15 protein-coding genes and 1 pseudogene are annotated in these 20,693 nt (G+C 42.0%); 15 read left to right on the forward strand and 1 reads right to left on the reverse strand.

The window, feature by feature from the left end; translation table 11 throughout:
* Window positions 1–310 precede the first annotated feature (310 nt).
* The 8 genes and pseudogenes from tet(34) (at window position 311) to greB (ending at window position 9,021) form a co-directional block, all read left to right on the forward strand.
* Complete coding sequence (tet(34), locus tag KHO06_RS03260) at window positions 311–775, forward strand: oxytetracycline resistance phosphoribosyltransferase domain-containing protein Tet(34) (RefSeq protein ID WP_005424848.1); 465 nt, start codon at window positions 311–313, stop codon at window positions 773–775.
* Between the two features lie 89 nt (window positions 776–864).
* On the forward strand, window positions 865–2,112 hold the full coding sequence (gene frsA, locus KHO06_RS03265) for an esterase FrsA (protein ID WP_045370427.1): 1,248 nt from the start codon (window positions 865–867) through the stop codon (window positions 2,110–2,112).
* Between the two features lie 118 nt (window positions 2,113–2,230).
* Window positions 2,231–2,455 (forward strand): annotated as a pseudogene (gene crl / locus KHO06_RS03270) (sigma factor-binding protein Crl); the annotation flags it as partial.
* Between the two features lie 367 nt (window positions 2,456–2,822).
* Window positions 2,823–3,893, forward strand: a complete 1,071-nt coding sequence (gene gmtY / locus KHO06_RS03275) for a gamma-mobile-trio recombinase GmtY (RefSeq protein WP_244858372.1) — start codon at window positions 2,823–2,825, stop codon at window positions 3,891–3,893.
* Window positions 3,826–4,095 (forward strand): site-specific integrase, encoded by a 270-nt coding sequence (locus tag KHO06_RS26430; protein WP_244858373.1) that lies wholly within the window; start codon window positions 3,826–3,828, stop codon window positions 4,093–4,095. Before gmtY ends, KHO06_RS26430 begins: the two co-directional genes overlap by 68 nt.
* Window positions 4,095–7,898, forward strand: a complete 3,804-nt coding sequence (locus KHO06_RS03280; protein WP_212581948.1) for a VPA1269 family protein — start codon at window positions 4,095–4,097, stop codon at window positions 7,896–7,898. The genes KHO06_RS26430 and KHO06_RS03280 overlap by 1 nt, the downstream gene beginning before the upstream one ends.
* 1 nt (window position 7,899) lies before the next feature.
* On the forward strand, window positions 7,900–8,523 hold the full coding sequence (gene gmtX, locus KHO06_RS03285) for a gamma-mobile-trio protein GmtX (RefSeq protein WP_212581949.1): 624 nt from the start codon (window positions 7,900–7,902) through the stop codon (window positions 8,521–8,523).
* Window positions 8,524–8,541: 18 nt separating this feature from the next.
* Complete coding sequence (greB, locus tag KHO06_RS03290; RefSeq protein WP_042604367.1) at window positions 8,542–9,021, forward strand: transcription elongation factor GreB; 480 nt, start codon at window positions 8,542–8,544, stop codon at window positions 9,019–9,021.
* Here the strand turns inward: greB and KHO06_RS03295 are convergent.
* Window positions 9,018–9,332, reverse strand: coding sequence for a helix-turn-helix transcriptional regulator (locus tag KHO06_RS03295; protein WP_212581950.1), 315 nt, complete (start codon window positions 9,330–9,332; stop codon window positions 9,018–9,020). The two genes, greB and KHO06_RS03295, sit on opposite strands and share 4 nt — an antisense overlap.
* Window positions 9,333–9,430: 98 nt before the next feature.
* Here KHO06_RS03295 and KHO06_RS03300 point away from each other — a divergent pair, with 98 nt between their 5' ends.
* From KHO06_RS03300 to KHO06_RS03330, 7 genes are all read left to right on the forward strand, one after another.
* Window positions 9,431–9,961 carry a hypothetical protein gene (locus tag KHO06_RS03300; RefSeq protein WP_212581951.1) on the forward strand — a complete coding sequence of 177 codons (531 nt, stop codon included), beginning with the start codon at window positions 9,431–9,433 and terminating at the stop codon, window positions 9,959–9,961.
* Window positions 9,955–11,337, forward strand: coding sequence for a DEAD/DEAH box helicase family protein (locus tag KHO06_RS03305; protein WP_212581952.1), 1,383 nt, complete (start codon window positions 9,955–9,957; stop codon window positions 11,335–11,337). Before KHO06_RS03300 ends, KHO06_RS03305 begins: the two co-directional genes overlap by 7 nt.
* 80 nt (window positions 11,338–11,417) lie before the next feature.
* Entirely contained in the window at window positions 11,418–13,514 is a 2,097-nt protein-coding gene (locus KHO06_RS03310) for a type I restriction-modification system subunit M (RefSeq protein ID WP_212581953.1), read from the forward strand.
* 14 nt (window positions 13,515–13,528) lie between these two features.
* A complete protein-coding gene (locus KHO06_RS03315; RefSeq protein WP_212581954.1) occupies window positions 13,529–15,100 on the forward strand; it encodes a type I restriction-modification system subunit M in 1,572 nt (523 codons plus the stop codon).
* Window positions 15,097–16,338, forward strand: coding sequence for a restriction endonuclease subunit S (locus KHO06_RS03320; protein WP_212581955.1), 1,242 nt, complete (start codon window positions 15,097–15,099; stop codon window positions 16,336–16,338). Before KHO06_RS03315 ends, KHO06_RS03320 begins: the two co-directional genes overlap by 4 nt.
* A 67-nt stretch (window positions 16,339–16,405) precedes the next feature.
* Window positions 16,406–19,294, forward strand: a complete 2,889-nt coding sequence (locus KHO06_RS03325) for a type I restriction endonuclease subunit R (RefSeq protein ID WP_212581956.1) — start codon at window positions 16,406–16,408, stop codon at window positions 19,292–19,294.
* Between the two features lies 1 nt (window position 19,295).
* Window positions 19,296–20,693, forward strand: coding sequence for a hypothetical protein (locus KHO06_RS03330; protein WP_212581957.1), 1,398 nt, complete (start codon window positions 19,296–19,298; stop codon window positions 20,691–20,693).

The following is a 20,693-nucleotide window of genomic DNA, read 5'->3' on the forward strand; positions in this document are numbered from 1 at the left end:
GAGAACGGATTACTTGAGCAAGGATCGTTTGAGAACGAACTTCTTAAGAACGAATCGTTTGTGACTCGTTTCTACGTGAATTCATTCACTTCTCTGTTTTGTGTTGTTCACCGAATTCGATTTTTCTGCGTAATAGACGGAGAAATTTGATATCAGCGTTGGTATTAGCCATGGCTTTCGGTAGAATAATCGTTTGCGTAGCTTGAAACCCCCATTTCCTCTGGTGTGGAAAGTTTAGTTTGTTGAGTCCAATTCAGCGCCATCAACTAAGCAGAGGGGATGCATATTTTGAAATTATTAGGTTATTACAATGAGTAAAAAATTCATTATCACTTGGGATGCGATGCAGTCTTACTGCCGTGAACTGGCTGAGAAGCAAATGCCAGCTGAGCAATGGAAAGGTATTTGGGCGGTAAGCCGTGGTGGTCTAGTTCCTGGTGCAATCCTAGCGCGTGAACTGGGTATTCGTCACGTTGATACTATTTGTATCTCTAGCTACGACCACGATCACCAGCGTGATATGACAGTAGTTAAAGCACCAGAAGGTGACGGCGAAGGTTTCCTAATCGTTGAAGACCTAGTAGATAGCGGTGACACAGCACGCAAGCTACGTGAAATGTACCCGAAAGCGAAGCTTATCGCAGTATGTGCTAAGCCTGCAGGTGTTGAGCTACTGGACGATTACGTAGTAGACATCGCTCAAGACACTTGGATCGAGCAACCTTGGGATATGTCTATCCAGTTTGTTGAGCCAGTGAATCGCAAACAAAAATAAGTTTGCACAAGAATATTGAGAAATGCCCCTTTATAGGGGCATTTTTTTTATTATTATTACGCTATTGCAACCAGCTTAGAGTTCTTCCTATGTCAGAAGACGTCAGTAAAAACCTTTCCGAAACTTTGTTCGTGAAACACAAGCAAGCGAAAGAAACCTCTGCACTTACTCAATACATGCCGACCAGCCAAAAAATTCTTGATGAGCGAGAAGAACATGGCGAGCGTGCTTGGTATCGTCATTTGAGACGTCTTCAATGGGCGTGGCAAGGGTTATCACCGATTGAAATGGAAGCGGTTCTCGCTAAAATTGCATCATCGAAGCACTCTCGCACCGAAGATAAGTGGCTCGATACCGTTATGGGATACCACAGTGGTAACTGGGCATTTGAGTGGATCAAGCTGGGTATGGAGCACCAACGTCGCTCGAATGAGATGAAAGGTGAAGAGGCGGCAGATGAGCTGTTTACCGCTTCGTTATGTTTCAGTATCGCTGGCTATCCGCATTTGAAAAACGATAACTTGGCGACGCAAGCGCAAGTACTCGCGAACAAAGCCTACACCGAAGGTTCTGAGAAAACGCAATATGTGATCAAGCAGATTGAGATTCCATACCAGAAGCGCAAGATCATCGCGAACTTGCATCTGCCACGCACCGACAAACAGTTACCGGTCGTGATGGTGAGTGCGGGCTTGGACAGTTTGCAAACGGATATGTGGCGTTTGTTCCGCAATCACCTTGCGCCAAAAGACATTGCGATGTTGACCATTGATATGCCTTCGGTTGGTCATAGCTCGCATTGGCCTTTGACGGAAAACTCCAGTTGCCTTCACCAAGCGGTTTTGAATGAGCTGTTCTCACTGCCTTGGGTTGATCATCATAAGGTAGGTTTGATTGGCTTCCGTTTTGGTGGCAATGCCATGATTCGTCTTTCTTTCGTTGAGCAAGAGAAGATCAAAGCGTGTGTTGCTTTAGGTGCGCCAGTGCATGATGTGTTTACTTCCCCTAAGAAGTTGCAGCAAATGCCGAAGATGTACCTAGATTTACTCGCTTCTCGCTTAGGTAAAAATGCTGTCGACATCAATAGTATGGCAGGCCAAATGATGGCGTGGTCTTTGAAGGTGCAAGGCTTCCTGACCAGCCGTAAAACCAAGGTGCCTATTCTCGCCTTGAGCCTAGAAGGTGACCCAGTTTCTCCTCATAGTGACAACCAACTTGTTGCACTATTTAGCCAGTATGGACAGGCGAAGAAAATCAGTTCCAAGACAATTACAAAAGGGTATGAGCAATCCCTCGATTTAGCCATAAAGTGGTTGGAGGAGGAATTATTAAGGTGACAAAGCTCCTAATTTAGTTAAGAGTGATATATGTGAGCAAAAAATAAGCTCATGATAATTAAAAATAATAATCATTCTTGGATAGCTAAATATCCTTACTATGGAAACGGAGATTCTTATGTCAGAGACGACACAGGGACCGACTCACTTTCGCTTGATGTCAAAGTTGAAGGCAATAGGTCCATACCTGCGCGAACCACAATCACAAGAAGGTCACTACTATTTTGACTGTTTATCAGTCTGTGTAGACGATAAAAAGTCACCTGAAAAACGTGAATTTTGGGGCTGGTGGATGGACTTGGAGTCCATCGAAGGTGGCTTTACGGCAAAATACCATATTGGTATTAGTTCTACTCTTAAGAGCGTACTAATAGCTAAAATACTACTTCTAAATATCTGATATTAAGCTGGTCTGTTTTTATAGCTGAGTCATTTGAATTAGTGAGAACCATCAACTATATACTAAGTAGTATGTTAAGAACTCCTTAGTATTTGAGGTGATCTATGAACTATGAGAAGCGATGGACGGGTTGGAGTGAGTTTTTAGAGAATAGTCGTCGATTCCCTGATAGTAATGAGCAGGAATGTAAAAATGCACAGCAGTTTAAACATGTTCCTATAAATATGACCCGTTATTACGCCAAGAACTAGTCTGGATGGCGTGACTACTTCAAACAGGCAAAGAAATGAGCTTCGTAATCAAGCGCTCAGTGAACTACAAAGCTAGTGCAAGCCGGCCCTCATTTCGCTTTCCTGCGCTTTTTACTGAAAATGGTTTGCTGATTTCTCACTTGAGATTTTTGCATGAGAATCGCTACAAATCTCAGTCGTGGCTAGAGCGCAATACCTTCGCTGTAGAGCTTCTTTTAAAGTACATAGAGCGCCAATTATTAAGCGCCTCATCGGCTACAGATCTACTAAGAGCTTTTGTTGAAGCGTTACAGTTCGGAACGATTCAAGATGGGCAAGATAACTCTGGTTTGTTCTGGTCTCCTCGAAGAAGTGAAGATGTGAATGTTCTTCTTCGTCATATCACTGATTACTGCGACTACTTAGACACAATCCATGGTACTGATTTACCGAAGCTAAATCCCTTGAAGAAAGCCAATTATGTCGAAGAACGCTTGCAGTGGTGTGCTTACTACAGAAGGCACAGTCGTAGTTTCCTGAATCACTTAGCTAAACCATCCCGACAGCAATTCTCAGTTGTTAGAAAGATTCGAGGACCTGAGAGGCACCTAGTTGATATCGAAGCGGTATATCGCTTTCCAGAAGACCGAATTGAAGACTTACTGCTGCATGGGTTTGTTTCTGCTTCAGGAGAACCGGATTATGGTAGTCAGTTAATCGTAATGTTGATGCATTTTGGTGGGTTGAGATTGTCGGAGTGTTTTCATATATATGCTCATGATGTTCATCTAGATGAGAAATCCGGCTCAGCTCTCATATCGGTTTTTCACCCTAGTGATGGAAAATCTCCTGACAAGCGGTTTAGTAGCCGAAGAGAATATTTGGCTCATGTATACCAACTTAGTCCACGAACTGACTATCCGAGAAGCCATAGGCTCTACGCTGGCTGGAAAGGACCTTTGCTTACAAATCGCAATCTGTCTTTTGATGTCATGTTTTATCCACTAAGTAAAGCCGTTGAGTTCACTCTGTTACTACAAAAATACCTTTCGGTTAAGCCAGCTTCAGAATCTCCTTTCCTATTTGTTAACTCAAAAGGCGATACTGAGAGTAAAAAAAAATTTCAATCAAAAACACAATCGAGCAGTTAAACGAATCGGACTCGAACCTTCCAAATCGCGAGGGACGACCCCACATGCACATCGACATTCCTACGGCTATAGATTAAGCCAAGGAGGTTTCTCTCAACTAGAGATTCAAAAAGCGATGCATCATAAAAGCCCTGACAGTTGCTTGGTTTACTTGACACCTTCTGACGACGAGGTTCGTCAGCAAATGAGAGGCGCTCACTGATGAAAAAGTTTTACGCAACCATAAACCAAGCAAGTAAAGCGGCGATAGGATTGGGTATTCAATCGCTGACGGAATATAAGCAGCGTTACAAAGAAGATGAGCGTCTTCCCTCGCATCCAAATAAGGCTTATGCCAATGATTGGGTTGATTGGTTTAGTTTTCTGGATAAAGAAAAGCGGTCTTTGTATTCGACATATGCAGAGGCCAGCGAAGCGGTGATAGAATTGGGCATTCAATCGCTGGCGGAATATAAGCAGCGTTACAAAGAAGATGAGCGTCTTCCCTCGAGTCCAAATAAGGCTTATGCCAATGATTGGGTTGATTGGTTTAGTTTTCTGGATAAAGAAAAGCGGTCTTGGTATTCGACATATGCAGAGGCCAGCGAAGCGGCGATAGGATTGGGCATTCAATCGCAGCCTGAGTATTCGCAGCGTTACAAAGAAGATGGGCGTCTTCCCTCGAGTCCAAATAAGGTTTATGCCAATGATTGGGTTGATTGGTTTAGTTTTCTGGATAAAGAAAAGCGGTCTTTGTATTCGACATATGCAGAGGCTAGCGAAGCGGCGATAGGATTGGGCATTCAATCGCTGGCGGAATATAAGCAGCGTTACAAAGAAGATGAGCGTCTTCCCTCGCATCCAAATAAGGCTTATGCCAATGATTGGGTTGATTGGTTTAGTTTTTTGGATAAAGAAAAGCGGTCTTGGTATTCGACATATGCAGAGGCCAGCGAAGCGGCGATAGGATTGGGTATTCAATCGCAGCCTGAGTATTCGCAGCGTTACAAAGAAGATGAGCGTCTTCCCTCGAGTCCAAATAAGGCTTATGCCAATGATTGGGTTGATTGGTTTAGTTTTCTGGATAAAGAAAAGCGGTCTTTGTATTCGACATATGCAGAGGCCAGCGAAGTGGCGATAGGATTGGGTATTCAATCGCTGGCTGAGTATTCGCAGCGTTACAAAGAAGATGAGCGTCTTCCCTCGTGTCCAAATCAGTTTTATAAAGATGATTGGATCAACTGGATTCAATTCTTATTGCCCAGAGATATATCTAATCTGAAACAGTTCAAAACAGCATGTGCGATTCTAAAAATCAAAGACTCTGCTCAATATAGAGTTACGCAGAAGAACTATCCTCAATTACCCTCCAAACCTGAAAAAAGAATACCTGACTGGAGCAATTGGTATGACGCTCTCGATATACCACGACCTTATGGATATGACGAACTAGTCGCTTTAGTTCGAAGCAAAGGTGTTTTCAGTCTCGCTGAATATGCGAAGCTTCGATCAGAGTCCAACGACCCTAGAATGCCAGCCAAACCAGAAGAGTATTATCACGGAAAGGGCTGGACTAACACTTATGACTTCTGGGGAGTAAAACGACCGTACCAGGTAAAATACTTTACCGATGAGTGGTCTTTGTGGGCTGAGACGTTAAAAGAGTTTCTCAAGTCTGCACGTGGTGGAGATACCAAAGCGAAAGACCTGTGTGAATTTGTTCGTGAATACATTGAGCCAAATGGTTTTGAAACATCCCCGTTGGAGTTTCTTACTCGTGGCTCGACAAACATTCAACCCATGCTGAATCTGTTTGAACAAGTTCCAGTGACTCGAAGAAAAAAATGGGCATTCTCAATCAATGAGTTCTTAGATTGGATTATCTCGAGTTATCTTATTTTGGAAGACACAGAGACGGGAGAAATTACCCATATCAAGGGCGCTAAAAACCCTTTTAGTCACATCAACTTTAATGGAGAGACTGCTCCTCAAGTGATCAATGAAACAGACAAGATGGCTCTGCCCTATCAATATGTAAAAGCAGGGCGAGATTGGATATTTCCATTGGACTCTGTAGAGAAAAAGTTAAGCTATCGGGATTTAGCTCATTTGCAGCGTTTTTCATCAGATTGGGTGCAAATCAAAGACAGCTCTATCCTTGATGAGAGTGATCCTGACTGCGTTTTCAAAGTTGAAAATGGAAAAACCTACCTTTGGTTTCCAACATACTGGACCTATACATACTCACTAATGCAACTCCCCGCACGAGGTATGCAAATTATTTATTGCGATTCTGGAGAAGCCGATCAAGAACTCGCCGACTTTAAGAATAATAAAGTCGTTTGGAAGAAAAATAGGACTAAGTTAGCTGGCCTAACCAATCGGCAGAGCATGGTGAGTAAGTCAGGGCAAGGAGAGTTCGGTGTTCACTACACGTCCAACAAAACTAAGTTTGATGGTTCGGGTTACACGATTCCTTTCATGCCCATAGAGCTTGCGTATTGGTTGGTAAAGCTGAGAAAGTGGCAACAGAAATATAATCCACTTGAGGAGCCAACGAAATGGCTTGATTGTGAGCGCACCAATCTAAACGAAGTCCAGCGTAAGCAAAAAGGGTCTAATTGCTTTTTATTCCGAGACTATCTAGAGAAAGAGCCAGGGACATTTGGTGGCAGACTAACGACACGGCTCGCAGCTGCGCTATATTTCTCTGGCAAGAATGATATTAATACGGCTACCTACAAAGGGCTGAAATACGATCAATCGATTAAAGAGTTTGAAAATAGCCAAACGATACCGCTTTCACACTTCAAATCCCCTTATACTCCACACTCAATGCGCGTCAGTCTGATTAACGCGTACGCCTTTGAATTTGGTATTCCTTTGGAAGTCATTATGAAGTTGGTCGGTCACTCCAGCATTCTGATGACAATCTATTATACCAAGAGCGGTAAAACAGGCGCCAACTTGCGAGAAAAAATGGATGTGGGAGAAAAGGAGGCGATAAGCAAAGCAACTCAGACGCTCAAATCCTTTGTGGAGCAGCAGCGAATTGAAGAGGTGAAATCACAGTTGGTAGGCTCATCTGTGGATCTACTGAATTCACTAGACAATGCTCGGCCGGCCTCCAGCTATCTTTGGAAAGACTTTGGTATCTGTCCGGTGGGAGGTGCTTTTTGTTCAGAAGGAGGCTGCCCTGTAGCCACAAAAGCCAACATATATCACCCCGTGCCAGCAGGTTATTTAGGTGAGCAGAACTGTTTTCAGTGTCGATTCTTTATCACCGGTCCTGCTTTTTTGGTTGGACTTGCCGCCATGTTCAATGAGATAAGCCTAGCCGTAAATACGCAATCTATACGTTACACTGCACTTGGTCAGAAGCTTGATAATATTGCAGAGAAGATAGATGTCATTGATCACCAGCTTTACAAAATTAAAGCGGACAGCTCAGAGAAGTCAGCTTTAGAGTCTGATAGACGTGGGTTAGTTGGGAAACGTACGCACTTGAACTCGGAAATTGAAACACGAGCGAAGAAGCTAGATTTGTACCTCTCGGACATGAATGCGATTCACCGACATATCCATAATTGTCAAACCCTTATGCGTAAGCCTCAGGAAAACACGGAAAAGCACTATCAGCTTATTGTTCCGCATGAATTCACTCTAGGTGTTGAGCTAGATGAAGTAAGCAGCTTTCATCAGCTATCAGAGGTATGCTCGAACGCAGAGCTGTACCATAGTTGTAGTGATGATTTAGCAGTTACCAGACGCTCCCAAATGATCGACAAGATGATGGCCGAAAACGGTATTCAGCCGCAATTCTTCTTACTGTCAGAAGAAGAACAGCTTGCAGTGGGGAATCAGTTAACAGAGCTAATGCTGACACGGTTGAAAGGCTGGGAGAACGTTGACCGTCTCATGGATGGGAGTTTGACCCTAAAGGACTTATCGATAGATAACCAGTTCGACGAAAAGACGATTCGTGAATTGTTTGAGAAGTCGAAACCAGTAAAAAGGATCGGTTAGCATGTCAGAAATTACCCCTGAGCAAGTACTGAGTCAGCTAAAAAAGAAAGCGTCATCTCGGGTACAGAACTCATTAGAGGCCGTGTTTACCATATGCAAGGAACAACAAGAACGCGGATTGAACGACTTTAGTTATTCAACGATAGCTCGACTTGGAAAAGGGCGAGGTGTTCCAGCTGCACAAAGTATCCGGAACAAGACGGGAGAATCGTACCGAACCTTAATTGCTAGTTTCAACTCTTCAGCAAAAGACCAACCAAGGTCGGCGCGAAGCACTTCAAAAGGTAAGATGCACGCTTGGATTGATGAACTAGACGATCCAGTCGTTAAGCTTCAAGCCAATATTCTCTATGCTCAAAAAAAGGAAGCGGAACGACTACTTAATGAAGTAGTGCCTATCAATCAGGTCATTGAAGTGTTCGATAATGTTGATGTGTCCTTTGCGTCTATCAAGCTCACTGAGCTGGAGCGAAGCGCATTGGAGTACCTCATTTCTAGTGAGTTTTTACGCAGACACCAATTGGAGCTTGGAAAAAATGGCAGTATAGTTTCGACTGATACTCAAAAGTCTTTTTTCCCTGTCGCAACTTTGGATGCAATCAAAAAGGCTTTACAGAACTTATAAATAACTTGGATTGTAGAAGTGAAAACAAAACTAATCACCAGAGAAGGTTATAACAAACTCAAAGCGGAACATGACCATCTGTGGAATGAGAAGCGTCCAGAGATTACCAAAATCGTCACATGGGCAGCTAGTTTGGGTGATCGCTCGGAAAACGCTGACTACACCTTCAACAAACGCTTACTTCGTCAAATAGACCGTCGTGTGCGCTTTCTTCGTAAGTTTCTGCCTGAAGTGACCATTGTTGACTACTCTCCTCAACAAGAAGGAAAGGTCTTCTTCGGAGCTTGGGTTGAGATTGAGAATGAAGCCGGTGATGTTAAGACATTCAGAATTGTTGGTCCTGAGGAAATTTATGGCGGCGCAAAAGACTACATCTCAATTGATTCACCAATGGCGAGAGCATTGTTGAAGAAGGAAGTAGATGACGAAGTAACGGTACGCACACCTGAAGGTGACAAAGAATGGTTCGTTAACTCTATTAGCTACAACAAACCTTAACTCTCTTCGGAACCGCTCAACTTATTGATAAGCTCTTGCCTCTCTTCTTCACTCAATTTTGCAATCAGGCAGGCCAACTTGGCAGAGCTTTCTTCCTCACAAAAGAAATAGTTCAAAGGGACGCCTAGCTCGTTAGCAATGAGCTTTAGAGTCTGTATGTCTGGAGCGTGTTTTGCTTTCTCATACTGATTCATTCTGGCACTTGCCGAACCCTCATCCATACCTATTCGCACCCCCAAGGCTTTCTGGGAGAGTTTGGCTTTTTTGCGTGCTTTTTTAAGTCGCGCTGGGATTGGGCTAGTAAATGACATTTTCGGTTCATTTGTGAAAACCTATATTAACTAAGATTTTCTTAGTTTTATTCATTTCTGTATACTAAGCAATCCTTAGTTTTGTGTGTGGGCGGGAAATGAAACGTTCTATAAGAATCAGTGCAGTAATGCATAAGTTGTTGGTTGAAGATGAAATGGACGGGTTTTCTGTCGTTGAGGTGAGAGATGCTTCATTGAAACTTGAAGAAGGTACACAGAACTCTGATGAGGCTCGGAAGAAGGTTTATCGCCAAATATGGCAATATCAACAAAGGGGTTGGCTGCGAAGTGAAGGTAAAGGAAGAAACAAAAAGTACTTTCAAACCGAACAATTTAGAGAACTTCAGACAGTGCCTCGAAAAAAAGCCAAACGTGAAGTTTTAAGAAAAGAATGTTCTCCAGACTACTCGATTTTGCTTCGTGAGAGTAATGAATATAAAGGCGAATTAGAGATCGTACTTGGTGAAATCGATGAATATCAATCACTAAGATGCCGTTTCCCTGAGCTAGAGAATCGATTAACCCCATTGTTACAGCAAGCAAGAGAACGTTCAGCGCACTTGCTTGGCAAAATAAATGGATTAACGAACCTCCTTAATACTCTCTCAGAGGGGAGCCAACCGTGCTAAGACAGTGGCAGACAGAGTGCGCTGCAAAAGCTATCCAGAAATTTAGAGCAAAGCACCAACACTTTTTCTGCCAAGCGACACCGGGAGCCGGAAAAACCGTACTTGCGGCAACAGTTGCATCAAGACTACTTTGTGATGATTTGATCGACCTTGTGTTATGTTTTTCTCCATCTTTAACGGTAGCTGATGGAATCAAAAGAACTTTTTCTCAGACTCTGAATTGCACTTTTAATGGTGGCCTAGGCTCTATTGGGCAATCGCTAACATATCAATCAATCCAATTTCTCAACGACGAGTTTTGGCAGACGTTACGTAATCATCGAGTGTTTGTTGTCTTTGATGAAATTCATCACTGCTCTGGATCTGACTTTGAAAATGCAAATGTTTGGGGGCAACAAGTGCTAGCCAAGATACAGGGTTTAGCAACCTATACGTTAGCTATGTCAGGGACTCCGTGGCGCTCAGATTCTCTACCTATAGTCATGTCCGAATACAGTGATCCAGAAGGTAAGCTTTTGGTTGATTACCAATACACTTTGAGGCAGGCGATCGTAGACAAGGTTTGTCGAGTTCCAAAGTTGGTTTTGGTTGATAGTGAGCATCTCTCTGTGAGCAACGAAGATAAAGTGGAGTCGTTTTCTTCAATCTTAGAAATGCTCAAGCAGACCAGAACCTCATATCAAAGTGTTATACATAACCAGGAAGCGATGGAGTATTTACTCGGCCTTGGTTGTAACAAGCTTGCAGAAATACGTTCTCTCTCGCCCAATGCGGGAGGTTTAGTCGTGGCCTCTTCTGTTCAGCACGCTCAAGCAATCCAAAAGATACTCTCTCAAAAGTACTCTCAATCTGTATCAATCGTTACTTATCGCCATGAAGAGCCATTAGCTGAAATAGAACGCTATCGTCAAAGTGATGCTCAATGGATTGTCAGCGTTGGAATGATCAGCGAAGGCACTGATATACCTCGACTTCAAGTTTGCTGTCATATGAGCGCGGTGAAAACTGAGCTGTACTTTAGGCAAGTACTGGGGCGTATTCTTCGGGTAAATGGAATAGAAAATCAACAGGCGTGGCTGTTCACTTTTGCAGAGCAAAGTTTGATTCAATTTTCTGAGCGGATTGAGCAAGACATTCCTGACTCTTGTATGTTTGCGAAAATAGAGAGTTTGATAGCGTTTGAGTCAGAATCTCAACGTACTTGCTTAAGTGGTCATGGTCTCTTAGAAGATCGAGAACAAGTAAAATCAAAGTTGGTTTGGAGTAGTGCTATCAGCACCGAACTTAACTCAACCGGATCTCTTAGTGCAATCGATGAACTTAGATTGGGAGCTTTTAAGCAGCGCGTAATCTCAGCTTTTCTAGCCACTTCATAGTTTAAAAATGATCTCTGTACTCTTGTTAGCTTTAAGTTTCAGTTACAATGCGCTTCTTCATCATATGTAACTGTACTTCTATGGACGATAAACAAAAACAAGAACTTAAGAGCAAGATTTGGCGTGTTTCTGAATCCTTGCGTGGAAATATTAGAACAGAGGAGTTCCGTGTTTATTTTCTAGGGTTAACTTTTTATCTCTTTATTTCTCTGAAGCTTGAACGATATGCAGATGAGTTACTTCGTGGTGAGGGAGTTCGATTCCGTGATATCGAGGACTTGAATGAAGAAGGCAATAACTACATCGAAGATATTCAAGAAGAAGCCTTGCATGAACTCGGGTATTTCTGTCGACCTTCCGAGTTATTTCATAACGTGGTTCAGGCCAGCACTACAGATGATTATATAGCTGAGTTGTTGGATGATACCCTTAGAAAGATCGAGTACCGTTCACTGGGACATCTTTTTGATGGAGTGTTTACTAGCATAGACTTTTACTCCCCAAAGTTAGGCAAAACAACCAGAGAGCGTAATAGAGTCATTGCCAGTATTTTGATTGCTTTGAACGATTTTAATATTCAGGATGATCAAAATATTTCATGGGGTGACTTCTATGAGTACTTGATTAATATGTTTGCAGGCGCAGCGGGCAATCGAGGTGGGGAGTTTTATACCCCTAAATCGATTTCCAAATTAGTGTCGAAACTTGTCATAATAGGTGGCGATGATATTCAGTCGATTTATGACCCAGCATGTGGCTCAGCCTCTATGCTATTGAATGTTGCATCTGAAACTAACAATTCTGATGTGAAGTTATATGGACAAGAGATTAACTTTGAAACATATAACTTGGCACGCATGAATATCATCTCGCATGGTATTCCACAGGCTGACTTTGACTTAGCTCATGGTGATAGCCTTGAAGATCCGACTCATCTAGACCAAAAGTTTGATGTGGTTGTTTCTAACCCACCATTTTCTTCCTCCTGGTCACCCTCTCCTTTGCATTTTAGGGATGAACGTTTTGCTCGTTATGGAAAGCTAGCTCCGAAAAATAAGGCAGACTTTGCTTTCATTCAGCATATGCTTTGCCAACTTAAAGATGATGGTTTAATGGTTTCCATCGTTTCTCATGGTGTGCTATTTCGTGGTGGTTCCGAAGGTGAAATTAGACGTCACTTATTGGCTGGACTGAACTGTCTAGATGCAGTTATAGGGCTACCTGCTAACTTATTCTTAGGTACTTCAATTCCAGTTTGTGCTCTGATATTCAAGAAAAATCGAAATAAAGGTGATGGCGTTCTTTTTATAGATGCTAGTCAGCTTTTTGAGAAGAAAAATAGGCGTCGTTTCATTGATGATAAGTCGATAGATAAAATACTGACGGCAGTCGACGCACGTAAGACAGACAGCGGCTTTTCAAAAGTAGTTTCACTTAAAGAAATTGAGCAAAATGACTTTAAACTCTCAATCTCAGATTATGTGGATGTTATTCCCCATACCAATATCTCGAACTTTGCAGACTTCCATAGAGCGGTAAGTAAACTAAACCCAGATTTTGCAGTGTTCCGAGGTGTTGAAAATAAAGCATATAAGCTAGAGCCTTCTATTATGCGTTTGGGGTATGACAAAGAAGATGAGCTCATTAATGCAGAAAAAAGGCTGTTCAAACACTTTAAAGAACAAGCTATTCCTCATTTAGAATATAATCCAAGTAATGATTGGGAGTGGCTTGCACTCGCACAGCATCACGGTTTACCTACACGTCTACTGGATTGGTCTAGAAACCCTCTTGTCGCTCTGTATTTTGCGATTGAATCTGAGAGTGATACAGACGGTGCTGTCTATATCCTTACAGACAGAAAAGATCCTTTTGACATGGATAAGCAGATGAAACCCTTAGAGTTGACCTCAAAAGATGAGGTTAGGAAGTATATGCCAGCGAATTTAACACCAAGAATTATTGCCCAGAGCGGCTTGTTCACAGTGCAAACCAATTTGATGGCACCATACGAGCCTAAAGGGTTAACAAAGCTCATCATACCTAAAAATGCCAAAGTAAGGATTAGGAAAGACTTATCTCGCTACGGGGTAAACCGTTATACAATCTATCCCGGATTAGATGGGCTGTCATATCACTTGAAGTGGTCTAACACCAAGCAAACTCAAACGAATTAATTTGGACACAAGTAATGGTCGAACAACACCAACAAGAACTAAAGAAACAGCTTTGGAACATCGCCAACACCCTTCGTGGTAACATGTCTGCCGATGACTTTCGTGATTACATCCTTGGCCTAATCTTCTACAAATACCTTTCAGATAAGCTAAATCGCTACGCTAATGAATTGCTTTCAGAAGATGGTATTCAGTTCGCGCAAATCGATGAGAAGAGCGAAAAAGGCAAAGAGTACCTAGAGGCAGTCCAAGAAGAGGCGCTAGACAAACTCGGTTACTTCTTTAAGCCATCAGAGCTGTTTCATGTGGTTGCTGAAGCTGGTGCTAATGGTGAGTTCATTCTTGATGATGTGCGTGATGTTTTGAATGACATCGAGCAAAGCACTATGGGAGCAGACAGTGCCGACGACTTTAACGGCCTGTTTGATGAACTCGACCTAACATCAAACAAGCTAGGTAAAACGCCAGATGCTCGTAACAAACTAATTGCTAAAGTATTGGAACACCTAGATAACATTGATTTTCACTTAGAAAACAGTGAGATTGATATTCTTGGTGATGCTTACGAATATCTCATTGGCATGTTCGCCAGTGGTGCGGGTAAAAAAGCTGGCGAGTTTTATACGCCGCAGATGGTTTCTAAGCTGTTAGCTAAGCTTGTGACACTTGATAACCCAAATCTAAAGTCTGTTTATGATCCAACGTGTGGTTCTGGTTCGTTACTATTGCGTGTTGCGAAAGAAGCCAACAACCCAGACTTAAAGTTCTACGGGCAAGAGCAAAACCCAAGTACTTATAACTTAGCTCGTATGAACATGATCATGCACGATGTTCATTACAATCGCTTCGACATTCAGAATGACGATACGTTAGAAGCTCCAGCGCATATTGAGCAACGCTTCAGCGCAGTAGTGGCTAACCCTCCATTCTCTGCTGGTTGGTCAGCTAACCCTTTACACCTAAACAATGAGCGTTTTTCTGACTACGGTAAGCTTGCACCTAAATCTAAAGCGGATTTTGCTTTTGTTCAGCACATGGTTCATCAACTTGATGATGGAGGAACGATGGCTGTGGTATTGCCTCACGGTGTGTTGTTCCGCGGCGCGGCAGAAGGGCATATTCGGAAGCATCTAATCAAAGAGAAAAACTATCTGGATATGGTGATTGGTTTACCTGCTAATATCTTCTTTGGCACGCCCATCCCTACTTGTGTTCTTGTACTAAAGAAAAATCGAAAAGCTGACGATGATGTGTTGTTTATTGATGCCAGCAACCATTTTGAGAAAGGCACTAATAACAATTTTATGCGCGAAGAGGATTTACAGCGTATTTTAGATGCTGTCGCTAAGCGTCAAAAGATTGATAAATTCGCTTTTGCAGCAACCCCTGCTGATTTAAAAGAGAATGAATATAACCTAAATATCCCTCGTTATGTGGATACTTTTGAAGAAGAAGAAATTGTAGATTTGGCGGAGGTATCAAAGCGGCTAGTCACGAATGATAATGCCATGCTGGATACAAATAGTACAATTGCAGCGTATTGTTCAGAACTAGGTATTGATACTCCTTTTGAGGTAAAAGCATGAGTTTTAAAGAACCAATGCTATCGTTTGATAAAGAAGCGCATTACCCTATAACCACTAATGACGCTGTAAAGTCTATATCTTCAGGTGTAAGTGTTAACTCAGAAGATACACCTATAACTAGTGATACTCAGCTTGGAGTACTTAAAACTAGTTGTGTCTCAAGTGGCCGCTTTATTCCTAGTGAAAACAAAACCATTCTGGCTTCTGAGTTTTCTCGCATAAAGCAACCGGTTGAATCAGGGACGATAATTTTTAGCCGAATGAATACTCCACTATTAGTCGGAGAGGTTGGGTATGTTTCATCGTCTCATAAAAACTTATTTTTACCAGATCGACTCTGGGCAATAAAGACTAAAAGCGGCTACGATCCTCGATGGTTAGCCAATTACCTTACAACGCCCAAAATCAAGTTTCGATTAAAAGAGCTAGCTACAGGTACAAGTGGCAGCATGAAAAATATTTCACAGCCAAGTTTCTTAGGTATTCAATTACATTCGCCAAAACTTGAAGTACAACAAAAAATCGCTGACTTCTTAACTTCCGTCGATACTAAAATCAGCCAATTAACCGAAAGGCAACGCTTACTCAAAGAATACAAAAAAGGTGTAATGCAGCAGATTTTTAGCCAGCAAATTCGCTTTAAAGATGAAAATGGCAATGCGTTTCCTGATTGGGAAGAGAAACCTCTGAGCCAATTAGCATCAAAAATAACGACTAAAAATAAAGGTAGGTTAGTAAAGGCTGTACTAACGAATTCAGCAAAGTATGGGATAATTTCTCAACAGGACTATTTTGAAAAAGATATAGCGAAAGGGGATAATACCGACAACTATTGTGTGGTTGATATTAATGATTTTGTTTATAACCCGAGAATATCTGAGTTAGCGCCTGTTGGTCCAATTGGTAGAAACAAAATTGAACAAGGAGTGATGTCTCCGCTGTACTCTGTTTTTCGCTTCAATTCGAAAGTTTGTCTAGATTTCATGGAGTACTTTTTTAAAGGGACAACATGGCATAAGTACATGCATAGTGTTGCTAACTTTGGTGCAAGGCATGATCGAATGAATATATCAAGTGCAGACTTGATGGCACTTTCATGCCCATGTCCGTGCTCTGATGAACAGAAAAAAATAGCTCGTTTCTTAAAAACTATCGATCTCAAAATTGAGGGCGTTGCAGAGCAGATAGAACAAACCAAGCAGTTTAAAAAAGGCTTACTTCAACAGATGTTTGTGTAATTTCTTAATGTATAGCTCTGTCTGCTAGAGCTGTACATGAAAGCACTCAAGGATATTAAATCGTCAAATGGCTTATCAATCAGAACAACAATTAGAAGATAACTTAATTGCTCAGCTTGGCACTCAAGGTTTTGAAGTTATTGCGCCTAGAGACAATACTGCGCTTGAAGCTAACCTAAAGGCTCAACTTGAGAAAGTGAATGAATGCACGCTTTCGGATACTGAGTTTCGTCAGGTATTGGGTAAGCTAGAGAAGGGCAATATCTTCACCAAAGCGAAGACATTGCGTGATCAGCTTGATGTCACCTTGGATAATGGTGACAGCCGACATCTAACTCTGTTGTTTGATGAAGCCAGTAAAAACAAGTTTCAGGTTGCCCAGCAAATAACGGTGAAGGGTATCTATACCAACCGATATGATGTGACGGTATTGGTAAATGGTCTTCCTTTAGTGCAAATCGAACTCAAGCGACGTGGCATAGAGCTAAAAGAAGCATTCAATCAAGTTAAACGCTATCAAAAGCACTCGTATCATGCCAACCACGGTCTGTTCAATTATGTTCAACTGTTCGTGATTTCAAATGGGGTTAATACACAGTATTTCTCCAATAATAGCGAGATGTCCGCTAAGCAAACTTTTGATTGGACGGATTTTGATAATAAGAAAATCAGTCAACTTCCGAGCTTTGCTAGTGCTTTCCTAACAACACCGCATTTAACAGCGATGCTGACTAAGTACATTGTCTTGAACGAGACAGGAAAGTTCTTAATGGTGCTGCGTCCGTATCAGTTCTATGCGGTGGAAGAGATCATTAAGCAAGTCAGAACTACAGACTTGAACGGTTACATATGGCACACCACGGGTTCTGGCAAAACGCTGACATCTTTTAAAGCTGCACAGATTATGACTTCATTAAGTGAAGTCGATAAAGTCGTTTTTGTTGTTGACCGTAAAGACCTCGATTACCAAACAGCGTTAGAATTTAATGCTTTTGCCAAAGGTTGTGTCGATAGCACAGACAATACCAACATGCTGTTTCACCAGCTAATCGATAAGCCAATCAAAGGCAAAAAGATTAACGAAAATCGCAACAACAAACTTGTCGTCACTACGCTGCAAAAACTCAATAATGTGGTGACTAAAAAGCGCTACCTAAGTGAGATGGAAGCACTGAGAGATAAACGTATTATCTTTATCTTCGATGAGTGCCACCGAAGCCAGTTTGGTGATACACACCAGAATATTACCCAGTTCTTCCAAGGGGCTCAGTTGTTTGGTTTTACGGGAACGCCAATCTTTGCTAAAAACGCAGTGGCTAAAAAGTCCATAAAGAAAACCACAAAAGACCTTTTTGGCGAATGTTTACACCCTTATGTGATCGTTGATGCCATTCGTGACAATAACGTTCTTAAGTTTGCCATCGAGTATGTGGGGCGCTATCAATACAAAGATGGCTCGAACAACAACCTTGATATTGAAGTTGAAGATATCGACACCAAAGAGCTTTTAAGCTCTCCTGCGCGTCTTGATAAGATTACCGACTACATTATTGCTCATCACCGAAGAAAGACACACAGTCGCGATTACAACGCAATGTTCTGTGTATCTGGTGTACCAGAGCTGATCCAATACTACGAGTTGCTTGCTAAGAAGAAAGCGGAAGGTAAACACAACCTTAAAGTTGCGACCATTTTTAGCTATGAAGCCAATGAAGAGGAAGAGTACGAGCTAGGTAATGGTGATGCGGTAGAGATTCAAGAAGTCGCAGCGAAGTATCTTAATGATGGAGATGCTGTAAAACTGCACAGCCGAGATAAGCTTGAGTCTTTCATCGGCGACTACAACAAGATGTTCGGCACAAACTATACAACCAAAGATAGCGAGTCTTTCTATAACTACTACAAGAACATCTCTAAGCGAGTGAAAGCCAAAGAGATCGATATTCTTTTGGTAGTCAACATGTTCCTGACTGGCTTTGATGCTCCAAGGCTAAATACCCTGTATGTCGATAAGAGCCTGAAACACCACGGGTTGATTCAAGCCTTTTCGCGCACTAATCGCCTGCTGGATGAAACCAAGTCTCACGGTAATGTGGTGTGTTTCCGCAATCTCAAAACTGCGGCTGATGATGCTTTCAAAATGTTCTCCAATAAGCAGCCGACCGAAGTGATTGAAATGCCATCATACGATGATCTGATGGCCGATTTTGATAAGGCATATGCCGCACTCATTTCGATCACGCCAACGGTAGATTCAGTCGATAGCTTGCCAGATGAAGAGGCACAAGCGTGGTTTGTCAGACAGTTCCGCGAACTGATGCGTTTAAAAAACATGCTTGGTAACTTTGCTGACTTCGACATGGATGCCACTGAGATGAGCGAGCAAGAGTTTCAGGACTTCACCAGTAAATACGCTGACTTGAATCGCCAGTTGCGTGAGAACTCAACTAAAGAGAAAGTTTCGATATTGGATGATGTCGACTTTGAACTTGAGTTGATGCACCGAGATGAAGTGAATGTCGGTTACATCCTTCACTTACTGCGAGAGCTACACGAAGAGGAAAGTACGGAAGAGAAGGCTCGTAAACGTCAGGTTATCGCCAACCTAATCGGGTCAGATCCAACGCTTCTTAGTAAAAAGGCTCTTATCGAGAAGTTCATGAATGATCACCTCGAAGGTATCCCGGCACACGCCGATGTTGAAGAAGAGTTTGAGTTTTTCTGGGAAAAAGAGAAACGTAAAGCACTAGAAAGCATGGCTAATGAGGAAAATCTAGATACTGAGAAGCTAGAGATTCTGGTTAACCGTTATGAGCTTAGTGAAGAGATGCCACTACGTGATGATTTCGCAGGAACACTGCAAACAAAGCCGACAATATTACAGCGTAAGAAAATTGTTGGACGCTTGGCTGAAAAGTTTAAAGGGTTTGTCGATACGTTTATTGGTGGTTTTTAGAGTGAGTGAAACTGTAAAGGAACTCTTTGAGTCAGTTAGTAGCAATGTAAATAGCCGGATCACAAGTCCATTTTTCGGGGCTTTTATTGTGTCATGGGGCATTTTTAACTGGGATAAATTAGCTCTGTTATTTTTTGGGCGTCAAAGTGTTGATAGTCGTGTCTCCGTTTTCAAAAACTCCGTTGAATGGCTTTCTATTGGACATAACAATGTGTGGGATACTTTGTGGTGGCCATTAATTCTATCTTGCTCCTATCTACTTATTTCTCCTTACTTGCATCTAACTATTCAGCAAATCCAAAAACATAGTGAAAAACTAAGATATGGTCACAAAGTAGACCAAGATGTTGATAAAGAATTAGATCGTGGTCGATTAGTGAAAGCGACAGCAAAGGCCAACTTACAAGATAAGGTCGCGGAAGATGAAGTGCGAGCTGAGATTGAAAACTCAGTTGCCAGAACTAAAATGCTGCAAGAGCAAGCTGCCGCCTCTGAAGCCAGAAAGAAACTAATTGAAGAGAAGTACCTTGAGGCGCAAGAAAAAGCTAAAGAGTTGAGACTCAATAACGAAGCTTTGGCACGTAAAGAAGCTAAAAAAGCGCAAGAAGCAAAGAAAGCTGCGTTTGCTTTTGAGAGAAGCAAAGCTGAACATGAAAACGAACTAATCACTCTCCGATTGCCATTTGTATATCAATTCATGAATACCCTTTCGGATAGCTTGAGTGATGATGAAAGACGATACTCGTTATTCCATTTGTCAGAAATCATCGCTGCAACCTTCGGCTACAAAGATTTTGACCAATTGATCAACGATGCATCATTCACAGCCAAGAACATAAAAAAGATAAAGTACCTCTCGTACGACTCGGAAACTTTATTTGATTGTTTGAATAATGTAGTCGAATCAGAAAATGAAGAAGATTATGACTCAAGCTGGTTGTTCGAACATATCCAAATGACGTTGGATCAATATTCATTGCAGTTACAAGACTTAGACAGTGTAGCTGAAGAAGCGATCAATGAACTTTGGGATGCCGACTTGATTGGAGACATTGTTAATTCTGACGCAGGAAGTTCAGAAACAGCCACTACGAACGTTGATTGTTTTGACCAACTAGACGATTTAGAAAGAACAGGATATCGGTGGGTAAATGGTGAAGGGCTCTACATTCGTTACTCTTGTAATCTTTCAGGAGATAGTCACCCTGACAAACCGTTTTCTGGGGATACAATTCACGTAGACTTTGAAGTTAAACATCCGTTAGTAATTGGTGAAGCTGGTCTGGGTGAATTCGAGATGTGTGATGTTAAAGCTCGGGGAAAAGACTATTCAGATGAAAGTGACTGGGCACACTTAAATTTAGGTAATAAACCTGCTGAAGCCAGTACTGAGTTTTAG

This window comes from Vibrio sp. B1FIG11 (assembly GCF_905175335.1).
Classification (GTDB): domain Bacteria; phylum Pseudomonadota; class Gammaproteobacteria; order Enterobacterales; family Vibrionaceae; genus Vibrio; species Vibrio campbellii.